This window comes from Streptomyces sp. NPDC029466 (assembly GCF_055574515.1).
Map to the genome: position 1 here is coordinate 1 of NZ_JBVHZH010000065.1, position 21,382 is coordinate 21,382.

At 71.3% G+C, this 21,382-nt stretch carries 18 protein-coding genes and 1 pseudogene; 6 read left to right on the top strand and 13 right to left on the bottom strand.

Annotated features, from left to right (window positions below; genetic code table 11):
- Positions 1-176: 176 nt before the first annotated feature.
- The 3 genes from ACZ4XD_RS33920 to ACZ4XD_RS33930 are packed head-to-tail and all read right to left on the bottom strand — an operon-like array spanning position 177 to position 2,417.
- Positions 177-536, bottom strand: coding sequence for a nucleotide pyrophosphohydrolase (locus ACZ4XD_RS33920; RefSeq protein WP_042159666.1), 360 nt, complete (start codon positions 534-536; stop codon positions 177-179).
- Complete coding sequence (locus ACZ4XD_RS33925) at positions 533-1,972, bottom strand: biotin transporter BioY (protein WP_468048629.1); 1,440 nt, start codon at positions 1,970-1,972, stop codon at positions 533-535. The genes ACZ4XD_RS33920 and ACZ4XD_RS33925 overlap by 4 nt, the downstream gene beginning before the upstream one ends.
- 55 nt (positions 1,973-2,027) lie before the next feature.
- Positions 2,028-2,417 carry a cell division protein SepF gene (locus ACZ4XD_RS33930; RefSeq protein ID WP_398830271.1) on the bottom strand — a complete coding sequence of 130 codons (390 nt, stop codon included), beginning with the start codon at positions 2,415-2,417 and terminating at the stop codon, positions 2,028-2,030.
- A 220-nt stretch (positions 2,418-2,637) separates the two neighbouring features.
- Here ACZ4XD_RS33930 and corA point away from each other — a divergent pair, with 220 nt between their 5' ends.
- The gene (gene corA / locus ACZ4XD_RS33935) at positions 2,638-3,795 is read left to right on the top strand and encodes a magnesium/cobalt transporter CorA (RefSeq protein ID WP_468048631.1); all 1,158 of its coding nucleotides are present in this window, start codon (positions 2,638-2,640) and stop codon (positions 3,793-3,795) included.
- 57 nt (positions 3,796-3,852) lie between these two features.
- On the opposite strand, the gene ACZ4XD_RS33940 is transcribed toward corA, so the two are convergent.
- The 8 genes and pseudogenes from ACZ4XD_RS33940 to ACZ4XD_RS33975 all read right to left on the bottom strand — a co-directional run bounded on the left by ACZ4XD_RS33940 (position 3,853) and on the right by ACZ4XD_RS33975 (position 13,698).
- Positions 3,853-4,515, bottom strand: coding sequence for a response regulator transcription factor (locus tag ACZ4XD_RS33940; protein WP_468048634.1), 663 nt, complete (start codon positions 4,513-4,515; stop codon positions 3,853-3,855).
- A 2-nt stretch (positions 4,516-4,517) separates the two neighbouring features.
- The gene (locus tag ACZ4XD_RS33945) at positions 4,518-5,735 is read right to left on the bottom strand and encodes a sensor histidine kinase (protein WP_468048637.1); all 1,218 of its coding nucleotides are present in this window, start codon (positions 5,733-5,735) and stop codon (positions 4,518-4,520) included.
- Positions 5,736-5,935: 200 nt separating this feature from the next.
- Positions 5,936-7,354 carry an NAD(P)-binding protein gene (locus tag ACZ4XD_RS33950; RefSeq protein WP_468048640.1) on the bottom strand — a complete coding sequence of 473 codons (1,419 nt, stop codon included), beginning with the start codon at positions 7,352-7,354 and terminating at the stop codon, positions 5,936-5,938.
- A gap of 187 nt (positions 7,355-7,541) precedes the next feature.
- A pseudogene (locus tag ACZ4XD_RS33955) lies at positions 7,542-8,441 on the bottom strand (MFS transporter); the annotation flags it as partial.
- 297 nt (positions 8,442-8,738) lie between these two features.
- Positions 8,739-9,866 carry a polyprenyl synthetase family protein gene (locus tag ACZ4XD_RS33960; protein WP_468048644.1) on the bottom strand — a complete coding sequence of 376 codons (1,128 nt, stop codon included), beginning with the start codon at positions 9,864-9,866 and terminating at the stop codon, positions 8,739-8,741.
- Entirely contained in the window at positions 9,863-10,939 is a 1,077-nt protein-coding gene (locus ACZ4XD_RS33965) for a terpene synthase family protein (protein ID WP_468048648.1), read from the bottom strand. The genes ACZ4XD_RS33960 and ACZ4XD_RS33965 overlap by 4 nt, the downstream gene beginning before the upstream one ends.
- On the bottom strand, positions 10,936-12,339 hold the full coding sequence (locus tag ACZ4XD_RS33970) for a cytochrome P450 (protein ID WP_468048651.1): 1,404 nt from the start codon (positions 12,337-12,339) through the stop codon (positions 10,936-10,938). Before ACZ4XD_RS33970 ends, ACZ4XD_RS33965 begins: the two co-directional genes overlap by 4 nt.
- Positions 12,340-12,360: 21 nt before the next feature.
- Complete coding sequence (locus tag ACZ4XD_RS33975) at positions 12,361-13,698, bottom strand: cytochrome P450 (protein WP_468048655.1); 1,338 nt, start codon at positions 13,696-13,698, stop codon at positions 12,361-12,363.
- Positions 13,699-13,933: 235 nt separating this feature from the next.
- Here ACZ4XD_RS33975 and ACZ4XD_RS33980 point away from each other — a divergent pair, with 235 nt between their 5' ends.
- The gene (locus ACZ4XD_RS33980; RefSeq protein ID WP_468048657.1) at positions 13,934-15,199 is read left to right on the top strand and encodes a glycosyltransferase; all 1,266 of its coding nucleotides are present in this window, start codon (positions 13,934-13,936) and stop codon (positions 15,197-15,199) included.
- A gap of 22 nt (positions 15,200-15,221) precedes the next feature.
- On the opposite strand, the gene ACZ4XD_RS33985 is transcribed toward ACZ4XD_RS33980, so the two are convergent.
- Both ACZ4XD_RS33985 and ACZ4XD_RS33990 read right to left on the bottom strand, forming a co-directional pair.
- Positions 15,222-16,085, bottom strand: coding sequence for an ABC transporter permease (locus tag ACZ4XD_RS33985; protein WP_468048659.1), 864 nt, complete (start codon positions 16,083-16,085; stop codon positions 15,222-15,224).
- Positions 16,045-17,220 carry an ATP-binding cassette domain-containing protein gene (locus ACZ4XD_RS33990; protein WP_468048661.1) on the bottom strand — a complete coding sequence of 392 codons (1,176 nt, stop codon included), beginning with the start codon at positions 17,218-17,220 and terminating at the stop codon, positions 16,045-16,047. The genes ACZ4XD_RS33985 and ACZ4XD_RS33990 overlap by 41 nt, the downstream gene beginning before the upstream one ends.
- 672 nt (positions 17,221-17,892) lie before the next feature.
- Here ACZ4XD_RS33990 and ACZ4XD_RS33995 point away from each other — a divergent pair.
- The 4 genes from ACZ4XD_RS33995 (at position 17,893) to ACZ4XD_RS34010 (ending at position 21,376) form a co-directional block, all read left to right on the top strand.
- Positions 17,893-18,903, top strand: coding sequence for a hypothetical protein (locus tag ACZ4XD_RS33995; protein WP_468048663.1), 1,011 nt, complete (start codon positions 17,893-17,895; stop codon positions 18,901-18,903).
- A gap of 71 nt (positions 18,904-18,974) precedes the next feature.
- A complete protein-coding gene (locus ACZ4XD_RS34000; RefSeq protein WP_468048665.1) occupies positions 18,975-19,508 on the top strand; it encodes a hypothetical protein in 534 nt (177 codons plus the stop codon).
- Between the two features lie 136 nt (positions 19,509-19,644).
- Positions 19,645-20,235: a helix-turn-helix domain-containing protein gene (locus ACZ4XD_RS34005; protein WP_042159684.1), complete on the top strand. Its 591-nt coding sequence runs from the start codon at positions 19,645-19,647 to the stop codon at positions 20,233-20,235.
- A 196-nt stretch (positions 20,236-20,431) separates the two neighbouring features.
- Positions 20,432-21,376 (top strand): DMT family transporter, encoded by a 945-nt coding sequence (locus ACZ4XD_RS34010; protein WP_468048668.1) that lies wholly within the window; start codon positions 20,432-20,434, stop codon positions 21,374-21,376.
- Positions 21,377-21,382: the final 6 nt, after the last annotated feature.

A 21,382-nucleotide genomic window follows, 5' to 3' on the forward strand; every position in this document is an offset into this window, starting at 1 on the left:
CCCCCCCCCCCCCCCCCCCCCCCCCCCCCCCCCCCCCCCCCCCCCCCCCCCCCCCCCCCCCCCCCCCCCCCCCCCCCCCCCCCCCCCCCCCCCCTGCACCCCCGCACCCTCGCGTCGTTCGCCCCCCGCGCCCTCGTGCCCTTTGCTCCTCCGCGTCCTTCGCTCCGCCCCCGCCCCTACTCCTCGCCCTCGCGCGGCCGGTCCGGGCGCGCCGAGCGGACCGCCGGGAAGCGCGACTCATTGCGCTCGATCTTCGCGGCGAGCGCCGCCAGGGCGTCGATCCCCAGCGCCTCGCAGAACTGGAGCAGATAGGCCAGTACGTCCGCGACCTCGTCCTCGACCCGGCCGGCCTTCGCCGGGTTCGCCATCACCTTCGCCGACTCCTCCGGCGTCAACCACTGGAAGATCTCGACGAGTTCCGCGGCCTCGACGCTGAGCGCCGCGGCCAGGTTCTTGGGCGTGTGGTACTGCTGCCAGTCCCGCGCGGCCGCGAATTCGGCCAGCCGTCGCTGCAACGCATGAAGATCCTCGCTCATACCCCTAGGTGTAGCACCTGTACGCCGGGCAGCCCCTCGGCGACCGAGGCGTCCCGCACCGTCCCCAGCAGCCGCACATGCCCGCGATCGGTCATCCGCAGGGCCAGCGACACCAGCTCGCGCGCCTGCCTGGGGTCCATACAGCGGTCCATCCCGTCCGCCATCACCGTCATCTGCTGATGAGCGGACGGGACCTCCCCCACCGGATCCATGGCCAGCACCTCCGGCCCGGTGAGCAGCACCAGCGCCAGCGCGAGAAACCGCAGCTCGCCATCGCCGAGCTGCTCGACGGGCAGCTCGCCCAGCTCCCCCCGGTCGAGAACGGCCCGCACACCCGCTGCCCCCGCCCGGGGCCCCGCCGCTGTGCCACCCGGCCCGGCCGGCACAGCGGGGTCGGCGGGCGCTTCCCCCGGACCGCCCGTCTGCCGCGGCACCGCACGCAGCCCCTCGACGGGACCGGCGCAGGCCTCCCGGACCGCCGCGACCAGCACCGCATGCCGTCGCGCGCATTCCTGGCTCGTCCGCTCCAGCACCGCGGGCAGGTTGTCGCAGGCCGACCGCAGCCGCCCCTCGGCCCGCGCCCCCTCCGTATCGCGGGCCCAGTCGCCCGCCTCACCACTGGTCCCCGTACGCTTCCGCGCCCCCCAGGGCCCGGCAGCCCCGCCGGCCCCGCCCGGCTTCCCCGGCCCGGCTCGCAAGCCCGCTTCCGGGCCACTCCGCCGCGCCCCGGCGCCACGCCCCGCCCCACCGCCACCGTTCGCACCACACGCACCGACCTGCCCGGCTCCCCCCGTACCGCCCGTCCCCGCTCCCCGCATGACCTCCGGCCGCGGGTCGCAGACGAACGCCGACCGCAGCGCGACCACGACCTGTTCGGCCGCCGCGAGGACCAGCCGCTGACCCGGCGTCTTGCCCGCGACGCGCAACGGCAGGAGGGAGGTGCCGAGCCGGTCGTCGGGCAACGGGGCACGGGTCACCGGAGTCGCCCCCGCGGTGTGCCAGGCCGCCTGGACCGTGGGGCGGTCCGGGTCGGTGAGCGCGGTGGTCAGCAAGGTCTCGCCGCCGCCGGTCAACCGCTCCCCGACGATACGGAGTTCGGGCTCGGCCTGGACGGCGAGATCGAGGCTGACGGGGCCGGCCGGACCGTCGACCGTGCAGCCGATCCGGAACCCCCGCCGCCCCTGTGCGTCGGGGCGCGCCCCCGCCGGCACGCACGCCGCCGGGCTGCCCGCCACCTCCCCCACGGCACGTGCCAGCGACTCACCGCTGCCGAGGCGGGCGAGGATCTCGTACGCCTGAAGCGCACTGGACTTGCCGCTTCCGCTCTCGCCGCTCAGCAGCGTCAGCCGGGTGAGCGGCAGGGTGACACCGCGATGGGTTTTGAAGGCGGACAGCCGTAATTCGGTCACCGCCGGCCGCACAGTCTCGGTATTCATGCGGGGACGCTACGCAGCGCCCCGACCGGAGAACCGTTACGCCCAACAGCTCTTCCTACGAATGGGGGACGCCCCCGAGTGCCGTCTCCGCGACCTCGGTGCCGACGGGGGCCAGCAGGAAGACATTGGTGTCGACGCGGTGCATTCCGCTGCCGAGCCCGAAGACGACTCCGCTGGAGAAGTCCAGGATGCGCTTGGCGACGTCGGTGTCGGCGCTGCTGAGGTCCAGCAGGACGGGGATCTGCGCCATCAAGTACTCGGCGACCTCACGGGCGTCCGCGAAGGTCTGGACGCGGATGACGATGAACCGCCGCAGCTGCTCGGCCGGCTCCTCCTCGGGGAGGGCACGGTGGTCGGGCCAGGAAGGCCATTCGCTGCTGCTGCGGAGCGGGACGACCTCGGCGAGCCCTTCCCACTGCTCGTCGGTGGCATCGGGGCCGTTCACCGAATCACCTCACCCAGGGGAGCGCTGGCTGTCTGCGGTATCTGCATCGCACAATTCTAGAGAGAGACGTACAAAGCCCGGCGGACGCGACACACGCCGCGTCGCGTCCGGTTCCATCCTGCACCATGGCCGCTGACCTGTGCTGACATCCTCGGCAGATATCCTGCGTCGAGATTCTGTGTGCCCGTTCATCCCCCTTGTGACGGAGGTCCGTTCTGTCGTGAGCACCGAGCCTCCCGGCCGTCGGCCACGTGGGCTGCGCGGCCTGCGCAAACCCGCGAAGAAGCGGCCCGCCGGACCGCCGCCCGCCGAAACCACGGACGGCTCCGCCACACCGGAACCGCCGGCCGAAACCCCCAGCAGCGTCATCACCGCCGCCCTCTACCGCGACGGACACCGGGTCAGTACCCATGACACGCTCGCCGACGCCTTCCGTCAGCAGCGCGCCACCTCCGGCACCCTCGCCTGGATCGGCCTGCACCGCCCCACCCCCGCCGAACTGGTCACCCTGGCCTCGGAGTTCGATCTCCATCCGCTCGCCATCGAAGACGCCCTGGAGGCGCATCAGCGGCCCAAGCTGGAGCGCTACGGCGGCACCCTCTTCGTCGTGCTGCGCGCCGCGCGCTACCTGGACGACCCCGAGGAGGTGGACTTCGGCGAGCTGCACGTCTTCGTCGGCCGGGATTTCGTGATCACCGTGCGGCACGGCGGCGCCCCCGACCTCTCGGCCGTACGCCAGCGCATGGAGGACAGCCCCGAACTCCTCAAGCGCGGCCCCGAAGCCGTCCTCTACGCGATCCTCGACGCGGTCGTCGACGGCTACGCACCGGTCGTCGACGGCGTCCAGACCGATATCGACGAAATCGAGACCGAGGTCTTCGGCGGCGACCCCCGGGTCTCCCGCCGTATCTATGAACTCTCCCGCGAGGTGGTCGAGTTCCAGCGCGCCACCCGCCCGCTGAACGGCATCCTGGAGAGCCTGACCGCGGGCTTCGAAAAGTACGCCATCGACGAGGAACTGCGCCGCTATCTGCGCGATGTGGCCGACCACGTCCTGCACACCACGGAGCGGGTGGACGGCTTCCGGCAGGCCCTTCAGGACATCCTCACCGTCAACGCGACCCTGGTGAACCAGCAGCAGAACGCCGAGATGCGCGCCCTGGCCGAGGCCGGCTTCGAGCAGAACGAGGAGGTCAAGAAGATCTCGGCATGGGCGGCCATCCTGTTCGCGCCCACCCTGGTGGGGACCATCTACGGCATGAACTTCGACAGCATGCCGGAGCTGCACTGGGTCTTTGGCTACCCCTTCGCCCTCGTCCTGATGGCGGTCGTCTGCACCAGCTTGTACATCATCTTCAAGCGGCGCCGCTGGCTCTGAGCAACTACTGCCGGGGGCGGCATACGGGCGGGTACCCCGGAGCGGGGCGCACGGCCGTCAGCGCGGAGCCAGACCGGTCCGGTAGGCGATGATCACGAGCTGGGCGCGGTCCCGGGCGCCGAGTTTGGCCATCGCGCGGTTCACATGGGTTTTGGCGGTGAGCGGGGTGACGTGGAGCCGCTCGGCGATCTCGTCATTGGACAGACCCGTGGCGACCAGGGTGAAGACCTCGTGTTCTCGTGGGGTGAGGGTGGCCAGCGGTGGCGGCGTGTCCGGGCCGGGTGGGGCCGGCTGGGCCAGGAAGCGGTTGATCAGGGCCTTGGTCGCGGCCGGCGAAAGGAGGGAGTCGCCTGCCGCCACCACCCTGATGGCGTCCAGGAGTTCCTCGGGGTTGATGCCCTTGCCGAGGAATCCGCTGGCGCCGGCGCGAAGTGCCTCGGCCACGTATGCGTCGTTCTCGAAGGTCGTCAGTACCAGGATCCTGACGCCCGCGAGGTTCTCGTCCCCGGTGATGAGCCGGGTGGCGGCGAGGCCGTCGAGGTCGGGCATCCGGATGTCCATGAGGACCAGGTCGGCGCGGTGGCTGCGGGCCCTTTCGACCGCCTCGCGTCCCGTGGAGGCTTCCGCGACCACCTCCATGTCGGCGGCGGAGTCGATGAGTATGCGGAAGGTGCCGCGCAGGAGGGCCTGGTCGTCGGCGAGCAGGACACGGATGGTCAACGTCAGCCCTTTCGGCGGGTGCGGAGCGGTAGTTCGGCGTGGATGCGGAAGCCTCCGGTGGGACGAGGTCCGGCGGTGAGGGTGCCGCCGGCGGCCCTGGCCCGCTCGTGCATCCCGGTCATTCCGTGGCCGGTGCCGGTGTCCGGGGCCGTTGCGGTGGCCGGGGCGGCGCCTTTGCAGCCGCTTCCGGTCTGCGGGGAGCCGGGGCCGTCGTCCTCGACGGCTATCCGCAGGGCATCGGTGCGGTAGTGCAGCTGGACCTGAGCGGAGACCGGGCCGACGTGCTTGCGGGTGTTGGTCAGGGCTTCCTGGATGATCCGGTAGGCCGTCATATCGGTGACCGGCGGCAACTCCTCCGGTTCGCCGCTCCGTTGGAGGGTGATGGCGAGACCGGAGTCACGGAAGGAGCCGAGCAGAGCGTCGAGGTCGGCGAGGCCGGGGGCGGGTTCGTGAGGCACGGCCGGGTCGTCGCCGTAACGGAGCAGCCCGACGGTGACCCGGAGCTCGTCCAGGGCCGCCCGGCTGGTGTCCCGGATCCGCTCCAGCGCCTGGTAGGCGTGTTCGGGGTCGGCGCGCATCAGATGGTGGGCGACGCCTGCCTGGGCGTTGACCAGGGTGATGTGGTGGGCGAGGACGTCATGGAGCTCCCGGGCGATGTGCAGGCGTTCTTCGGTGACGCGGCGGCGGGCCTCTTCCTCTCTGGTGCGCTCGGCCCGTTCGGCCCGCTCCAGGGCCGAGGCGAGCAGTTGGTGGCGGCTGCGGACGGCCTCGCCGCTGGCCACCGCCAGGCCCAGCCCGGTGATCAGGGCCAGATGCTCCCAGAGGTTCTCCAGAGCGGGGCGGGAGATCAGCGAGGCGGCGACGAGTACGCCGATCGCCCCGGTGCGCACGCGCCAGGCGGTACGCCGGCCGGTGTGCACCGTCACCGAGTAGAGCGCGACCGCGGTGGCGACGGGCGACGGCCCCGAATACGAGAGGACCAGAACCTGAGCGAGGTTGACGGCCGTGGTCGCCACGACGACCTGCGCCGGCCGGCGGCTGCGGCCCACCAGTGGCACACAGGCCAGTGCCAGGCCGGTGAGGAACGAGGCGACCGGGGCCCGGTGGTAGTAGGCGGTGCCCACCGCCACCGGCGCGGCCAGGGCGAAGCAGCCGACCGCGACGGCCAGGTCCGCCCTCCACGGCCGCGTCCGTAGCGACTGCCCGATCCGGTCGATCATCTTCACTCCTTCACCGTACGCAACGCCCGGACCAGCTAGGACGCCCATCCGCCCGGCACCGGCCACGGGCTCGGCGGACGAACCGGGGGGGCACCCGGCCCCGACCGGAGACCACGCCCGGTCGAGGCCGGGACCGTACGGGACACACCCGCCTGCTCCGGATCGTCAATGACCGTGCGCAGGACGCCCGGTGCCGGTCGTCAGGTGGCGGCCACCGTCATCTCTTCCTGCGCCAGCAGCTCCTGCAGCCGGGTCTTCTCGGCGCGCAGGCGCTCCCACAGCACGTTCCGCTGTTCATCGGAGAGCGAGCCGGTCGAGCGGGTCGTGAGGCGCGAGGCGTCGCTCCACTCGCGGAGCCCACGGTCCGCGGACCACCGCAGCAACAGGTCATCGGTGTGCGCAGCGGTACGGAGCCAGTCCAGGGCGCTGCTCGGGTGGGGGGCGGCGGCGCACATCCGGTTCTTCTCGGCGTCGTCCTCGTACGCGGCCTCGACATGGGCGGCGAGTGCGGCGCTGAACACCTGCTGACACGGGACGAGCGCCTGCAGCGTGATGCGGGAGCCGCTGAACACCGGCACCGTCGGCCGCGGTTCGAGGCCGTCCGCGGTGCAGTCGATGTAGAGGGTTCCCGGGCGGGCGGGGACGGTCGTCCCGTCGAGTTCCACCGTGTCGGCGCCGATGCGCCGGACCCTGCCGTGGCGGACGACATCGGGAATCCGCCGGAGCTGCGCCAGTTCGGACCGGGTGACCGTCGCACAGCGGAACGCCGTCGGTGTGACGTCCGACGACAGCCTCAGCAGGGAACCGTTGGCCTCCAGCCGCTGAAAGAGCTCATCGACCGTGTCGGATTCGAGCACCGCCCGCACCCGGGCGCCGAGCGACTCGGCCCGGGTCGCGGCGAACTCCGGGCCGGGCTGGATCTGGGCACGGTCGAGCAGCCAGGCGTCGCGCGGCATGATCCAGGTGAGGTCCGCAGGATCGACGCCGTGCCGCAGCAGCCAGAGGCACGCGTCGATGCCCGTCTTTCCCGCTCCCACCACGGTGTAGTGCGACGACGGGGCATCCAGGGACGGCAGCTCGTTGGGCGTGATCAGCCGGATCCCGGCATCCACCTCGTACCTCGGCGGGCACATCGCCGGAACCGTGACGTTCATGTAGGTGGCGTCCACGGTCCGCCGGCGCACCCGTATGCCGAACTCGTCACCGCTGACGACGGAGTGGCACCGCTGGACATCCGGTCGCGCCGGATCCGGGCCGTCGTGGACGGACATGGGGAAGTACGAGACGCGACCGGTCGGCAGGAGGGTTTTGTGCATCACCTGGTCGAAGTAGGTGAGGATCTCATCGGCCGAGGCCAGCTCGTGAAGGCCCGCGTTCCAGCCCTGCCGGTCCACTTCGCCGCTGCCCAGTTCACGGGAGTTGACGCCGTAGTACGCGGACGGCTGGTGCAGCCGCACGTAGGGGTAGGCCACGGTCCAGTGGCCGCCGGGCCGGCCGTAGCGGTCGACGAGGGCCACCGTCGCGTCCGTCTCGGCCACCAGGGTGTCGGCGAAGGCCATGCCCATGGCGCCGGCCCCGACGATCAGGTAGTCGACCTCTGGTGTCTCCGACTCTGCCACCGTATTCCTTCTCTCGTGTGGGTGGGGAACTCGCACGCGCAGCGGCGCGCGGACGCGGCCTGCGGCGCCCTTCACACCCTCCCGTCCCGCCCCTGCCCTGTCATCGTGCGTCCGCAGACTCTTGACCTGCCACGAACGCAGTACGAGGGCTGCCGCACGTACCGCGGAGGCAGACGCCGCCTCCGCCGGCCTCCAGCGTGAAGAACACGCCGGAGCCCAGGCCGCGCAGCAGGACCGTGACCGGCAGGCCGCGCGCGGCACACCAGGTGCCCCGCGGCAGCAGCCGTGACGCGAAGGCCGCCAGCAGGGCGAACCCGCCCATCGCGCACAGCAGATGGCGCAGGTCGTGGCCCGAGACGCCGTACTGCCCCAACGCCGCACCCAGGCTCACCGCTGTCGCGACGATCAGCGCGGGGCGCGGCGCCGGCTCGCCTTCCGGCAGCGCGGGCGCGGCCGCCCCGAATCGGCGGCGCAGCAGGGCCACCACGAGCAGGGCGGGCAGCACGGTGAGCGCGGCCAGCCCCAGGAACACCGCACGCCAGGAGGACCACTCGGTCACCAGCCCCGCCAGTGGGGGGCCGACCAGCGACGGGACGATCCAGCAGGCGCTCATCAACGCCAGAACGCGCGGCCGCAAGCGGTCGGGGTAGACCTGGCCGATGGCGGTGTTGACCGACACCGCGACCATCCCGCCCGCCAGCCCGTCCAGGAAGCGCCCGGCCGCCAGTTGCCAGACCGAGATGGCGGCGCCCGAGACCAGCAAGGTGGCCACCGCCAGTACCAGGCCCGCCGCCATCGGGCGCTGCGCCCCGGCGCGGTCTGCCCAGTGACCGCCCAGTACCCCGCCGAGCAGACTCGCGGCCACGAAGCAGCCGGCCACCATCGGGTAGAGCGCCACCCCGTGCACGTCCCGGGCAGCCGTGGGCAGTACGGGGACCACCGCCAGCGCGGCGAACCCGGTCAAGAACATCACCGCGGCGAAACAGGAGGTGGCGACGGCGTAGGTCCCGGAGAACAAGCCCCCCGGTGTCCCGGAGGGCGCCGATGGATGATCAGCCGCGGCCGTTCCCTCGGGGGAGGGCGCCACGGTCGGCTCGTCGGAGGCCGCCGCGGTCGTTCCCTCCAGGGAGGGAGCCGCGGTCGGGTTCCCGGACGCCTCCACGGCCGGTTCCCCGGACGCCGCCGCGCCCCTCGATGAGCGCTTCGAGCCGTCAGTCACAAGCGCGCAAGCTACTCGGAGTGCGCGAGAGTGTGCCACCCGTTTTGGTCCGCGTCCATGGCCAACGCCCCACGAAGCGCCTTGCTCTGACGGGACCTCATGCTCGCGGGGCGGTCTCGGCCGGGTGCCCAAGGCCCCCGGCCGGTACTCCGCCTCCGCGAGTGATCAGACGTTCCGGCGGGTGATCAGGTCCGCGAGCGCGGTGAGCGCGCGGATGCCCTCCGGAGTGACGCCGGCGGTGGCCAGCCGGGTGACCGCCGCGGTCCGCTGTCGCTCGGCCTCCTCCTGGGCCCAGCGTCTGCCGCCGGCCTCCTCGATCAGCCGGGCGGCCGTACGGATCTCGCCGTCGCCCAGGGGCTCCGTACCGTGGTAGAGCGCGGCGAGCCGGTCGCCGGCGGGGGTGCCGCCGGCCAGGGCCGCGACGACGGGCAGGCTCTTCTTCCGCGAGCGGAGGTCCGAGCCGACGGGCTTGCCGGTGACGGCGGTGTCGCCCCAGATGCCCAGCAGGTCGTCGACGAGCTGGAAGGCGAGCCCGAGGTGCCGTCCGAACTGCCGCAGGGAGTCGACCCGTTCGGCCTCGGCACCCGCCGCGAGTGCGCCGAGCGCGCAGGCCGCGGCGAGCAGGGACGCCGTCTTGCCGGCCGCCATCTCCAGGCATTCGTCCAGGCCGACGTCCGCCCGGGTCTCGAAGGCGAGGTCGGCGCCCTGGCCGGCGACCAGTGCGAGCAGGGCCCCGGAGAGCTCCCGGACGGCCTCGGGACCTCCCTGGGGGAATCGGTGGGCGAGGGTGTCGACAGCGACGGCCAGGAGGGCGTCACCCGCCAGGATCGCCTGTGTGGAGCCGAAGAGCGACCACGCCGTACTACGGCCACGGCGCAGCAGATCGCCGTCCATGAGGTCGTCGTGCACGACCGAGAAGTTGTGGACGAGTTCCACCGCCGCGGCGGGCGCCACCGCCTCCTCGGCCGCCGCCCCGAGAGCCTGGGCCGCGGCCAGTACCAGGGCCGCGCGTACGCCCTTTCCGCCCTCCCCGTTCGCCGGCCGGCCACACTCGTCCGACCAGCCGAAGTGGTAACCGGCCACCGAGCGGACCGGTTCGGCGAGACGGTCCACTGCCTTGCGGAGTTCCGGTTCGGTCAGCTCCCGGGCCGTTTTGAGGAGGTGCCAGGCATCGGGGGCGGCGGCATGCCCGGAGGTGGCCGCATTCCCGGGGACGGCGGCATTCCCGGGGGCGGCATTCCGGGGAGTGGAGCCGGGCTGCGCAAGTGCCGGTCTTCCCCCTGCCGCCGTCACTGGTCCACCTTCATCAGACTCGCCTCCAGGTACTCTTCCGGCCGTATTTCCTCGCCGCCTTCCACGGGGCGATAGCGCTTGGTGCTCCTGGACCAGTCGAGATTTCCTCGCATCCAGGTCCGCATGCCCGCCAGGCTGGGGACAAGCACCGCGTGGTGCTCGGGGCAGGCCGCCAGGAGTTCCCGCTCCTTTTCGAGAAACAGCATGGTCTCGGTCGAGGTGGCGGCGCAGACATGGTCCAGTGCCCCGGGTGTGTCGAGTCGTCGGTGATGCTCGACGATATGGACCAGATTGTGGACCTCGCCCAGTGCGCGCTCCTTTTCCAGCGAGTACACATCGTTGGTCCAGCACACGACATTGCATGCGGCGTCGAGAGCGGCCCGGAACCGCTCACCGGTATAGAGGAAATCGGGGATATCGATGCGCTCGACGATGTCGATGAGGTCCATGCAGACATAGATCGCACCGGTGTGCCGGCGCTTTTCAATATACGTCTCTTCGTCCGGCACCGTTCCCGCGACCCGGTTCCCGGCCTCCCAGGTGGCGGCCACGGTGAGGCAGTCGTCCAGGTGCTGGACGAACCGGCGGCGCCACGTGGCGGTGGCGTGCGGTGCCGTACGCAGCCACAGATCGGCGAGTGCGGAGACCGCCACCGGGCCGTCCCGGTCGGTCGCGGCCGCCGCCCCGTGGTCCGGGCTCTCCAGGACCGCCCGCATTCCGTCCACGATGTCCCGTGCCCGTTCGGGGCTGCGCCCGATACTTCCGTCGTCCAACTGGTCGTCGACGAGAAAGAGCCAGGCGAACCAGTCCGCCATGAGATTCAGCTGAGTGGCGTCCGCGGTGGGATACACCATGGCCGCGAACCAGCCGAAGTCGGCTTTCGCAAAGCGCGCTCTGGCGGCTTCCCGCTCTATCAGCCCGATACGCCGCGTCCAGTCCGTCAGATGCGCACGGGCGGCTTCGACATGGGGGCTGATCCGGTAGGGAAAGGGGTGGAAAATGTCCGGCTCGGGTGCCTCCGCTGTCTTCGCCGGTGGCGCGGTCCGCGCACCGCTCCTCGGGTTCCGGTTCATCCGCGGGGCTCCGGCCGCAAGTGCACTCCGCCCTTGGGGTGCAGGGTGATCAGGGCCTCCGGCTGCACCTCGGCCGCGCCTTCGGGCAGGACGAGCCGGTGGTGCCGGGCCACGGTGGCGAGTACGAGGGTGAGTTCGGTCAGTGCGAAGTGCTTGCCGATACAGATGCGGTGGCCACTGCCGAACGGTATGTAGACGTGCTTGGGGCGCCGGGCGACCTGCTCTGGGGTGAAACGCTCGGGTACGAAGCGCTCGGGGTCTTCCCAGAAGTCCGGGTGCCGGTGCAGGAAATAGCTGTTGATGAGGACATTGGTACCGGCCGGCATCCGATAGCCGCCGATTTCGTCCTCTTCCCGCGCCCGGCGCATGAACTGATACGCCGGGGAATAGATGCGCAGCGTCTCTTCGACGACCATGCGGGTGTAGACCAGCTTCGGCAGATCCTCGAAGGCCGGTACCCGGCCGCCCAGCACCTCATCGACCTCGGCATGCAGCCGCTCCTCGATCTCGGGATGCCGGGCAAGCAGATAGAACGCCCACGACAGGGTGTTGGTGGTGGTTTCGTAGGCACCGATGCAGATGTTCAGGACCTCGTGGTGCAGCTGCTCCAGGTCCATTCCCTTGCCGTCCTCCTCGTCCACGGAGTGCAGCAGGAGGGTCAGCAGATCGGTTTCCTCACCCGTGGCGACCTCGTCGTTCAGCCGCTTCTTGATGAAGCCGGAGACGAATGCGTCCATACCGTCGATCGCCCGGCGCAGCCGCCGGTGACTGGGCGTCGGCACGCTGAGCGGAGGGAACGGGAAGCGGAAGAAGGCACCGAGGATGCTGTTCGCCTCGCCGAAGGCCCGCTCGAAAGCCTGGGCGGCGGACCCCACATCGGCGCTGAAGAGCGACCGGTTCACGATCCGGAGCGCCAACTGGCCTATTTCGTCAGTGATGTCGAGGGTGTCACCGGCGGCGGTGCGGGGTACCCAGCGCTCCAGCATCTGCACGGTCTCGTCCGTCATGTTGCGGGCGAACGCGCTGACCGTGCGCGGGGTGAAATGCGGGGCCATCATGCGGCGCTGGCGGCGCCAGAGTGCCATATCGGCATTGGCGATCAGGCCATTGCGCAGGACCGGGCGGACCACCTTGAAAATGGCGGCGTCCTTGTCGTACTGCTCGCCCTTGTCGACCAGGATGTGCCGGATATGGTCCGGGTGGTTGACCATCACCATGGGCAGGCCGAGCGGGCGGAACCGGAAGATGTCTCCGTGCCGCGCCAGCCCATCGCCGAGAAAGGCGAGCTGGTCACGCTTGAAGGCCAGCGTTCCGCCGATACCGTCCCGCGCCGTGACCGTGGGAATCTCTCTGAGTAAAGGCGTCCGGCGCGCGGCACGGGAACGCGGAGTCAGGGGCATTCATGACCTCTTTGCGATGCGTCAGCGACGGTGCAGCCGGAGGTGTATGCCGCCCTTGGGATGCAAGGTGATCAGCGGCGCGAAACCCACGGGGGCCTGGCCCTCCGGCCGGGTGATGTGGAAGGTCTGGGCGAGCATGGCCGTGATGATGTGCAGTTCGGTCAGCGCGAAATGCTTTCCGAGGCAGTGGCGGGGCCCGCTTCCGAACGGCTGGTAGACGTGACGCGGACGCCGGGCGACTGCTTCCGGGGAGAACCGCTCGGGATCGAACCGGGTCGGGTCCGGCCAGAAATCGGGATGCCGGTGGAAGGTGAAGAGATTCAGATAGACATCGGTGCCCCGGGGAATCCGGTATCCGCCGATGACATCGTCGTCGACGGCGTGCCGCATCGTCTGCCACGCCGGGGTGAACAGGCGCAGCGTCTCGTCGATCACCATGCGGGTGTAGGTCAGTCGGGGCAGATCGTCGAGGGTGGGGACGCGTCCGTCCAGCACGCTGTCCACCTCGTCATGCACCCGGCGCTGGATATCCGGGAACGTGGCGAGCTGGTAGAAGATCCAGGAGATGGAATTGCTGGAGGTTTCGTACCCGGCAATGATCATGGCCAGGATCTCATTGGCCAATTGCTCATGGGTGAGCCCGGTGCCGGTCTCCTCGTCCATCGCGTTGAGCAGCAGCGTGAACAGGTCGGGCTTCTCGCTCTCCCGGGCCAGGCGCGTATCGATGAGATACGCAATGAATCCGTCCATCTCCCGGATCAGCTGACGGAGGCGGTTCCGGGACGGCGAGTACCAGGACAGCGGCGGGAAGGGGAACCGGAAGAAATCCCCCGCGATGGCGTTCACTTCCAGGAAGTCCCGCTCGAAGCGCCGGCCGCGGTCGTCCGCGTCGACACCGAACAGCGCGCGCAGCACGATCCGCAGCGCGAGATTGGCGACCTCGGTCGTCACCTCGACCACCGCGCCCCGCCCGGCCGGCTCTTCCCACCGGCGCAGCAGGCCGCCGGTCAGATCGCTGATGTTCGTGGTGAAGTCGGCGACGCTGGAACGGCTGAAGGAGGGCTGCATGATCCGGCGGTGCCGGCGCCATGGCTCGCCGCCCTTGTTCGCGATGAGGCCCTCGCGCAGCACGGTCCGGGTGGCGCGGTAGAGAAAGTTGTCCTTGTCGTAGTTCTGGTGGTTGTCGACCAGGACATGCTGGAGATAGTCGGGGTGATTGACCATCACCGTGGGCAGGCCACCCAGGCGCATATGGAAGATATCGCCATGGGTCCGCACCGAGCGCACCAGGAAGGCCAGTTGGTCGCGCCGCATTTCCGCCAGCCCCACGAGATTCTCACGCAGGCTCAGTCGCGGCACGGACTGTGGCGGATTTTTACCCTCGGGCGAGTCTAATCGGGCAGAAACACTGGACACGGAAGATCCTTGGAAGTCAGGAGCTGGTGCCGAACATCTCTGAAGGCTAGCCGCCCAAGATTTTGTTTCGTTATCGATCGGCTTCCAAAATTCTCATACCGCGGCGGGCTCCCCGACCGTCCGATTCACCACCTGTAAACCGCTCATGGCCCACCGGACCAGACCCTACGATGCCGCCATGACAGTCCTCATTGTTGCCACCGGCACCCAGGGCGACATCGCACCGTTCCTCGGTCTGGCCACCCGGCTGAGGGCAGCCGGACATCCTGTTGCCCTCGCCACCTACGAGGCATTCGCCGAACAAGTCCGCCGGAATCACTGCGAATTCCGCCCGTTGCCGGGCGACCCCCGCGCCCTGGGTGTCGCCGAACAGGGCCGGCTGAAAAAGGCCGGAATCGGCGACTCGCTCCGCGCAGGCGTATGGCTGAAGAAGATACGCCGGCACCTGGAAGAACTCGGTGACGGTTTGATCGCCGCCGCGGAAAAGGACACCGACCTGCTGCTGTGCAGCGGCCTGACCATGTTTCACAGCTACCACCTGGCGAAAGCACTGGGGATTCCCAGCCTGGGGCTGGGACTTCAACCGCTGCACCCCACCGGAGACTTCCCGCCGCCGATCGGCGTTCCTTCCCTCGGCGCCCGGGCGAATCGCTCCCTGGGACAGCTGATGTTCGCCACCGGACTGACCCCTTGGTCGAGCTCGCCGGAATTCTGCAAGAAAATCGGGGTGCCCCCGATGAACACCGCGGAGACCTTCCGCCGTACGACAGAGGAGCGCTGGCCCGTCCACTACGGCTTCAGCCCGACCGTGGTCCGCCGCCCCGCCGACTGGCGCCCCGGGGTGGAGGTGGTCGGCTACTGGTGGCCGCCCGAGCAGCCCGCCTGGCAACCGTCCCGGGAACTCCTGGACTTCCTCGACGACGGCCCCGCCCCCGTACGCATCGGCCTGGGCAGTGTGGGCGACCCCCGCGACGCGGAGCGGATCGGCGAGCTGGTCGTCGACGCCCTGCGCCGGGCCCGGGTACGGGGCGTCGTCCAGACCGGCTGGGCCGGACTGGACGCCAGGGACCACGCCGTCCTCACGATCGGCGACGCACCGCACGACTGGCTGTTCCCGCGGATGGCCGCGGTGGTGCACCACATGGGCGCCGGCACGACCGGCGCGGGCCTGCGCGCCGGAGTCCCCGCGGTGGGCCTGCCGGCCTTCGGCGACGCCCCCTTCTGGGCGCGCCGCGTCGTGGCCCTGGGCGCCGGCCCCGGTTTCCTGCCGCTCGGCACCCTGCACGCCGGCCGCCTCGCCGACCTGATCCGTACGGCCGTCGACCAGCCACGGTACGCACAACGCAGCCGTCTGCTGGCGGCGAAGCTCGCCCAGGAGGACGGCGGCGGACGCACAGTCGAGGCGGTGGACCGACTGCTCAACTCCGGGCGGGGGAGGCCGTAGGCGGCTCGCGCCGGCCACCATGTCACCGGGCCAGCCGCCCCAGGAGCGACGAGGCGGCGGCGATGCCGAGTGTGGCGGCGGCCACCAGGACGGTGTAGTCGAGGGCCAGGTGGGCGTGGGTGCCCAGGAGGAGGCCGCGGAGGGCGTCGACCTGGTAGCTCAGGGGGTTGATCATGCTTACCGTCTGGAGCCAGCCGGGCATGATCGCCACCGGGTAGAGGGCGTTGGAGGCGAAGAAGAGCGGCATGGTGATGGCCTGGCCGATGCCCATCAGCCGGTCCCGGGTGAGCACGATCCCGGCGATCGTCATGGACAGACAGGAGAAGAAGGCCGAGCCGAGGACCACGGCGACGGCAACGGCCAGCAGCCGGAGGGGGTTCCAGGTCATGGCCACACCGAGCAGTGCGGCGATCAGGATCACCACCACGGCCTGGATGAGTGCCTTCACTCCGGCGGCGAAGGCCTTGCCGGCGATCAGCGCGGACCGCGGGGTCGGCGTGACCAGCAGTTTGGTGAGGATGCCGGCGTCCCGCTCCCAGATGATCATGATGCCGTAGAAGATCGCGATGAACATGGCGGACTGGGCGATGATGCCGGGCGCCAGATAGTCGATGTACGGGGTGCCGCCGGTCGGGATGGCCTGGAGGCGGGTGAAGGTCTCGCCGAATACCAGGAGCCACAGGGCGGGCTGGACGGCGCGGGTGTACAGCTCGGTGCGGTCGTGGCGCAGTTTTTGCAGTTCGACCACACACATCGCGACGACGCGGGCGGTCAGCACCCGCCAGCCGGTGCGGGCGCGCGGCGGGACCAGCAGCAGGTCCAGCCGGCCGGGGCCGGTGGCGGTGTCAGCCGACCCGGTTGGCGGTGCGGCGGGTGCTTCGGACATCGCGGAAGTCTCCTGACTGCTCGTCGAGACCGCTGCCGGCGACGTCCCGGAAGACGTCCTCCAGGGTCGGCGCGGCGTCGGACGGGCGCGAGGGGGCCGACGACGGAGAGGAGGAGGGGGCGGCCGGGGTGGCGGGGGCGGAGGGAGAGGCTGCGGGGGCGGTGGGGGCGGAGGTGTCCGGGGCGACGGCCGGGGTGGGGGTCTCCGGGGCGCCGGCCGGGGCAGAGGTGTCCGGTGCGCCGGCCGGGGTGGAGGTGTCCGGCGCGCCGGCCGGAGGCGCCGGATGACGGGCGGCCGCGGTCCGGGCGGCGCGGCGGCGGGCGCGCAGGGCGGACCGCAGCTCCTCCGGGGTGCCGAGGGCGCGGATCCGGCCCTGGTGCATCAGGGCGAGGCGGTCGCAGTACTGGTCGGCCTCGTCCATGTAGTGCGTGGTCACCAGCACGGTCATACCGGTGGCGGCCCGTACGGCGTTGATGTGTTCCCAGACGCTGGTACGGGCGATCGGGTCGAGGCCGATCGTCGGCTCGTCGAGCATCAGCAGCCGGGGCGCGCTGACCAGGGCCTGGGCGAGTTCCAGGCGGCGGATCATGCCGCCGGAGTACGTCTTGGCGAGCCGGCCGGCCGCCTCGGTGAGGCCGACCGCCGCCAGCGCCTGGGTGACGCGGGCGGCGCGCTCGCGGCGGGAGACGTCGAAGACCCGGGCGAACAGCGCGACGTTCTCCCGGCCGGTCAGCCCGGCGTCCGCGGACAGCTGCTGCGGGACGTACCCCAGCAGCCGGCGCACCGCCATCCGCTCCTTCGCCGCGTCATGCCCGAAGACCCGCACCATGCCGGCCGGGACGGGCAGCAGGGTGGTGATACAGCGGATCGCGGTGGTCTTGCCCGCGCCGTTCGGGCCGAGCAGCCCGAAGACCTCGCCGGTGCGGACGGCGAGGTCGACGCCGTCCACGGCCTTGGTCTCGCCGAAGGCGTAGCGCAGCGCGTGACAGGTCACGGCGTCGGGGAGGGGCGGGTGCGGGCCGGGGGCGTCGGGAGCGGGCGCGGCCGGGGTGTGCGGTGGCTCGTCCGGCGGTGGCTCGTCCGGCGCCGCCGGTCCGGTGAGCCGTCCCCGCCCTCGCTCGTCGTCGGTGGTCATGGACCCTCCGGATCAGCCGCGGGACACCGGCCCGTCCCTCGTCGGGCGGGTCGGGAACCCCCTGCGGGCATGTTCCGATTTTAGGTCCGAGGGGGCGCCGGAGACCGGAACGCGCGCGGGGCGGGTATCGAACGGCCCACCCGGGAGGCCGGGCGGTCACCGCCCCTGAGACGGCCCGCCGGTCACCGCCGCCCCACCCGTCCCGTCGCGAAGCAGCCCGGCGCGCGAGGGAGCAGGCGGCGCCGCGCGCGGCAGGAAGGCGTCCCGGCGGGCGCCCGGGTCCCAGTACGTGCCGGTGGCGGCACCATCTCCGTCAGCAGTCCACCCGCGATACGTATCGCCTCCTGCCGGTCCGCCGCCGGGACGTCGAGGCGTACGGCGACCCCGGGGAGAAGATCACTCAGCGCTGCCAAGGCAGGGCACTCCACATATGCCCAGGTGATGATCGGCGCACCGGTACGAAAGCAGGTACTCCGAGAGAGCTCCGAGCCACCGCAGGCCAACCCAACTCCCGTGCCAGACAATGCTCTTGACAGCTACTTGTGGCGGGAGAAGCCTGGTTCTTTCGGCAGTTGCCGGATGTCGGGGGATACCGGGGGAATCGGGGGACTCATGGTGAGGTACACGTCTGCGCACACGACGGGCGGGACGGCGGCGGGAGCGGGCCGGACAGTGGCGTCCGGCGAGCCCCGCACCACGACCGTCACACGCCTGTCGCCGCGCTTCCGAGGGCCGCGCGGCGCGGGCCGGGCCACCGCGCTCGGTGCGGCGGCCCTCGCGCTGACGCTGCCGCTGACGGCCTGTTCGGCGGGCGGCGGAAGCGAGGCTCCGACGGGCGGATCGAGCAGCTCGGCCGCCGGTTCGGCGCCGACCGCGAGCGCCTCGCCGACCGTCGACCCCGACGCCTACCGTCGCGCGCTGAACGGCGCCCTCCGGCCGCTCGACAGCGCACTGCGCACGGTCGACGGCGCGCGCGAGGGCGGTGCGCTGAACAAGGCGCTGGACAGCGCCGCGAGCAGGGCCGAGACCGCCGCCGACGCCCTGGAGACGGTCGCCGCACCGGACAACGCCCTTTCGGGCACCAGCCAACTCGCCACCGCTCTACGGGCCTTGGGACAGGATCTGCGCAGCGCCCGCGGCAGCGACGGCCGCTGCGCCACCTCACCCCGCGTCGCACTCGACACGGCCCACGCCCCGCAGAGCGTCAAGGAGGCCGCCCGCGCGCTCAAGGCTCTCGGCTATGACACCTCGCTGCGGCTGCCGCGTACGGAGCGGGCCCAGCACCGGCGGCTGGCGAACGGCGCCTTCGTGCGCGACGGCAGCAGGGGCGGACTGGGCCGGCTGACCGTCAACAACGGCACCAGTTCCGATGCGGTGGTGACGCTGGCCCGCGGCACCCGCACGGCGTTCTCCCTGTACGTCCGCAAGGGCTCGAAGGCGACCGTCCGCAGCGTCAACAGCGGTGCGTACACGGTGTACTTCACCACGGGCGAGGACTGGAACGGCGGGAAGCGTTCCTTCACCCGCGGATGCAGCTTCGAGAAGTTCGACGACAAGGCGAACTTCCGGACGGTGCGGGTGGCCGGCGGGACGCAGTACACGGTGCTGACCTTCACCCTGAACAAGGTGTTCGGCGGCAACGCTTCCACGAGCACGGTGCCGCCGGGCGAATTCCCCTCGTAGGGCCTGTCCTCAAAGTCCCGCCTGCCTGGCGGCGGCAGGTGCGGCGGAGCGGCTCGGTAGGGTGGCGTCACGTGGGCGACAGCACGGTATGGACTCTGGCGATCGCGGCGGTGACCGGCGGCACGGCGGTGCTCGCCAGTTGGGTCACCAGCCGCGGCAGCGCGCGGGCCGCCAGGATCCAGGCCGAGACCGCCGCGCGCTCGCAGCGTGCCGAGCGGCTCCGGGAGAGCCGCCGCACCGCCTATCTGGACCTGATCGAACAGACCCACCGGATGGGCGAGTTGTTCTGGGAGATCTCCACCGTGCTGCGGCTCCCCCGCTCCGAGGCCCGTGCCTCCACACTCGGCGAACTCCAGGACCGGGAGGTCGCCGAGTACGCGAAGATCCGCCGCTGTGCTCGGGTCGTCGAACTGGAGGGCCCGCACCCGGCCGCCGCCGCGGCCCTGGCCCTCCAGAAGGCCACCCGCCCCTTCTACGCCGCCCTCAGCGCCGACCTGGCCGGCGACCCCGACGGCCAGGACTCCTTCGACGCCGCCTACCGCCCCTTCTGGAAGGCCCTGGAGGAGTTCGTGGACGCGGCACGGGACGCCCACCAGACGGACTGACACGGGTCGCCACGGCACCACCGGCGGCTCCTACGCTGCGCCACCACCGCTGGAGCCGACCTCCCCGGACCGGTACGGCCCGGCCGCCGGTAGGCCGTCAGCGGCATGTCCCCCGCTTCAGCATTAGGATGCGGGCATGGCAGACCCGGCCCCCTCCACCCCTCCCGCGCGGGACCCGGAGCTCGGCTTCCCGCCGCCCGGCGAGGTGCTGCACCGGCTTCGTACGCAGCGGGGGATGTCGCTTCGCCAAGTGGCGGCGGAGTGCGGGCTGTCGGTTTCCTTCCTGGCCGGTCTGGAGCGGGGCGAGACGGATATCGCGCTGGAGCGGCTCGGCCGTCTGGCCAAGGTGTTCGACCACGATGTGGGCTCATTCCTGGGGTTCTCCCGGGGGCGGGCCACCCCCTCGCTCTTCCCCAGGGAGAAGCAGGAGACCCTGAACCGGGCGCCGGGTGTCGTCTACCGGGTGCTGCGGTCCCCGGAGCTCGGCTACCAGGTGGTCACGGGGGACTTCGCCCCGCACAGCGGCCTCACCGAGGACCTTCAGCACGAGGGCTCCGACCTCATCATGGCGACGCGGGGCACTCTGGTGGCCCGGTACAACGGCCGGGACCACGAGCTGCGCGCCGGGGACTGCATCCAGTGGTCGGCCGGTCATCCGCACACCTTCCGCAATGACACCGATGAGCCGGCCCAGATGGTCGCCGTCCTCTTCTCCAGCCTCTACTGAGCCCCTCGGCTCTCCTCCAACTGCCCTGCGGACCACGGTCCGTGGGGCTTTTTGCTGCCCGGGCCCCGACCTCCCGTTCCGGCCGTGGCGGCGACCACCACGGTGAACCCCGGAGAGCGGAAAACCGTCGCAGTGAACGGTATTTTGCTCTAGCGTGCAGTTTACTGAACAGAAGCCGACGGAGGGAGCGTCAGCAGTGACCAGTCCCAGCCCGCCCCTGGGGAGTGAGGGGCGGTCCGCACCCCGTGGCGTGCCGGCTCCCGCCGCACGGCCCGCGGGACGCCTCGCCGAACTGCCCGCCCGGGTGGCCCTCGTGGTCGTCTGGAGTTCGGGATTCCTCTCCGGCACGCTCGGCCTGCGGTACGCGGCGCCCTACACCTTCGCGGCGTTACGCTTCGCCCTCGCCGGACTGGTGCTGCTGGCCGTCGCCGGAATCCGCCGCCGGCGACTGCCCCGCGGGCGCCGGCTGCTGCATCTGGCGGTCGCCGGGGTGCTCGTCCAGGCGGTGCAGTTCTCCAGCATCTACGCGGGCATGGAGCTCGGAGTGCCGTCCGGGCTCGCGGCCCTGATCATCGCCCTCTACCCGCTGACCGCCTCGCTGCTGGCGGTGCCGGTGCTCCACGAGCGGGTCTCGGCGGGCCAGTTGCTGGGGCTCGTCCTCGGGCTCGGCGGGGTGGTGCCGGCGGTCGTCGAGGGGTTCGAGCTGCCCCTCAACTGCCTGCCGGGACTGGGCTTTCTCACGCTCGGGCTGCTGGGCATCGCCGCCGGCACCGTCTACCAGAAGCGGTTCTGCGGGGACATGGAGCCGGTGAGCGGCAATGCCGTACAGCTGCTGGCCGCCTCGCTGGTGGTGCTGGTGCCCGCGGTGCTCGTCGAGGGCTGGGACGTGCACTTCACCGCCGCATACTGGCCGGTGCTGCTGTGGAGCGCGCTGGTCAACTCCGTCATCGGCGTCGGCCTGCTCTACCGCCTCCTCCAGCGCCATGGCACGAGCCAGGTCAGCAGCCTGTTCCAGCTGGTCCCGCTGAGCACGGCGGGGCTCGGTGCGCTGCTGCTCGGGCAGCGGCTCGGCCCGCTCACCCTCGCCGGGCTCGCGCTCGCCACGGCCGGCACCCTCCTCACCCACCGCGCCCGCCACTGAACCACC

Excerpts from the sequence above, each read along its gene's own strand:
- ACZ4XD_RS33920 (WP_042159666.1), bottom strand. The coding sequence starts at position 536 with ATGAGCGAGGATCTTCATGCGTTGCAGCGACGGCTGGCCGAATTCGCG.
- ACZ4XD_RS33925 (WP_468048629.1), bottom strand. The coding sequence starts at position 1,972 with ATGAATACCGAGACTGTGCGGCCGGCGGTGACCGAATTACGGCTGTCC.
- ACZ4XD_RS33945 (WP_468048637.1), bottom strand. The coding sequence starts at position 5,735 with ATGATCGACCGGATCGGGCAGTCGCTACGGACGCGGCCGTGGAGGGCG.
- ACZ4XD_RS33965 (WP_468048648.1), bottom strand. The coding sequence starts at position 10,939 with ATGAACCGGAACCCGAGGAGCGGTGCGCGGACCGCGCCACCGGCGAAG.
- ACZ4XD_RS33970 (WP_468048651.1), bottom strand. The coding sequence starts at position 12,339 with ATGCCCCTGACTCCGCGTTCCCGTGCCGCGCGCCGGACGCCTTTACTC.
- ACZ4XD_RS33980 (WP_468048657.1), top strand. The coding sequence starts at position 13,934 with ATGACAGTCCTCATTGTTGCCACCGGCACCCAGGGCGACATCGCACCG.
- ACZ4XD_RS33985 (WP_468048659.1), bottom strand. The coding sequence starts at position 16,085 with ATGTCCGAAGCACCCGCCGCACCGCCAACCGGGTCGGCTGACACCGCC.
- ACZ4XD_RS33990 (WP_468048661.1), bottom strand. The coding sequence starts at position 17,220 with ATGACCACCGACGACGAGCGAGGGCGGGGACGGCTCACCGGACCGGCG.
- ACZ4XD_RS34005 (WP_042159684.1), top strand. The coding sequence starts at position 19,645 with ATGGCAGACCCGGCCCCCTCCACCCCTCCCGCGCGGGACCCGGAGCTC.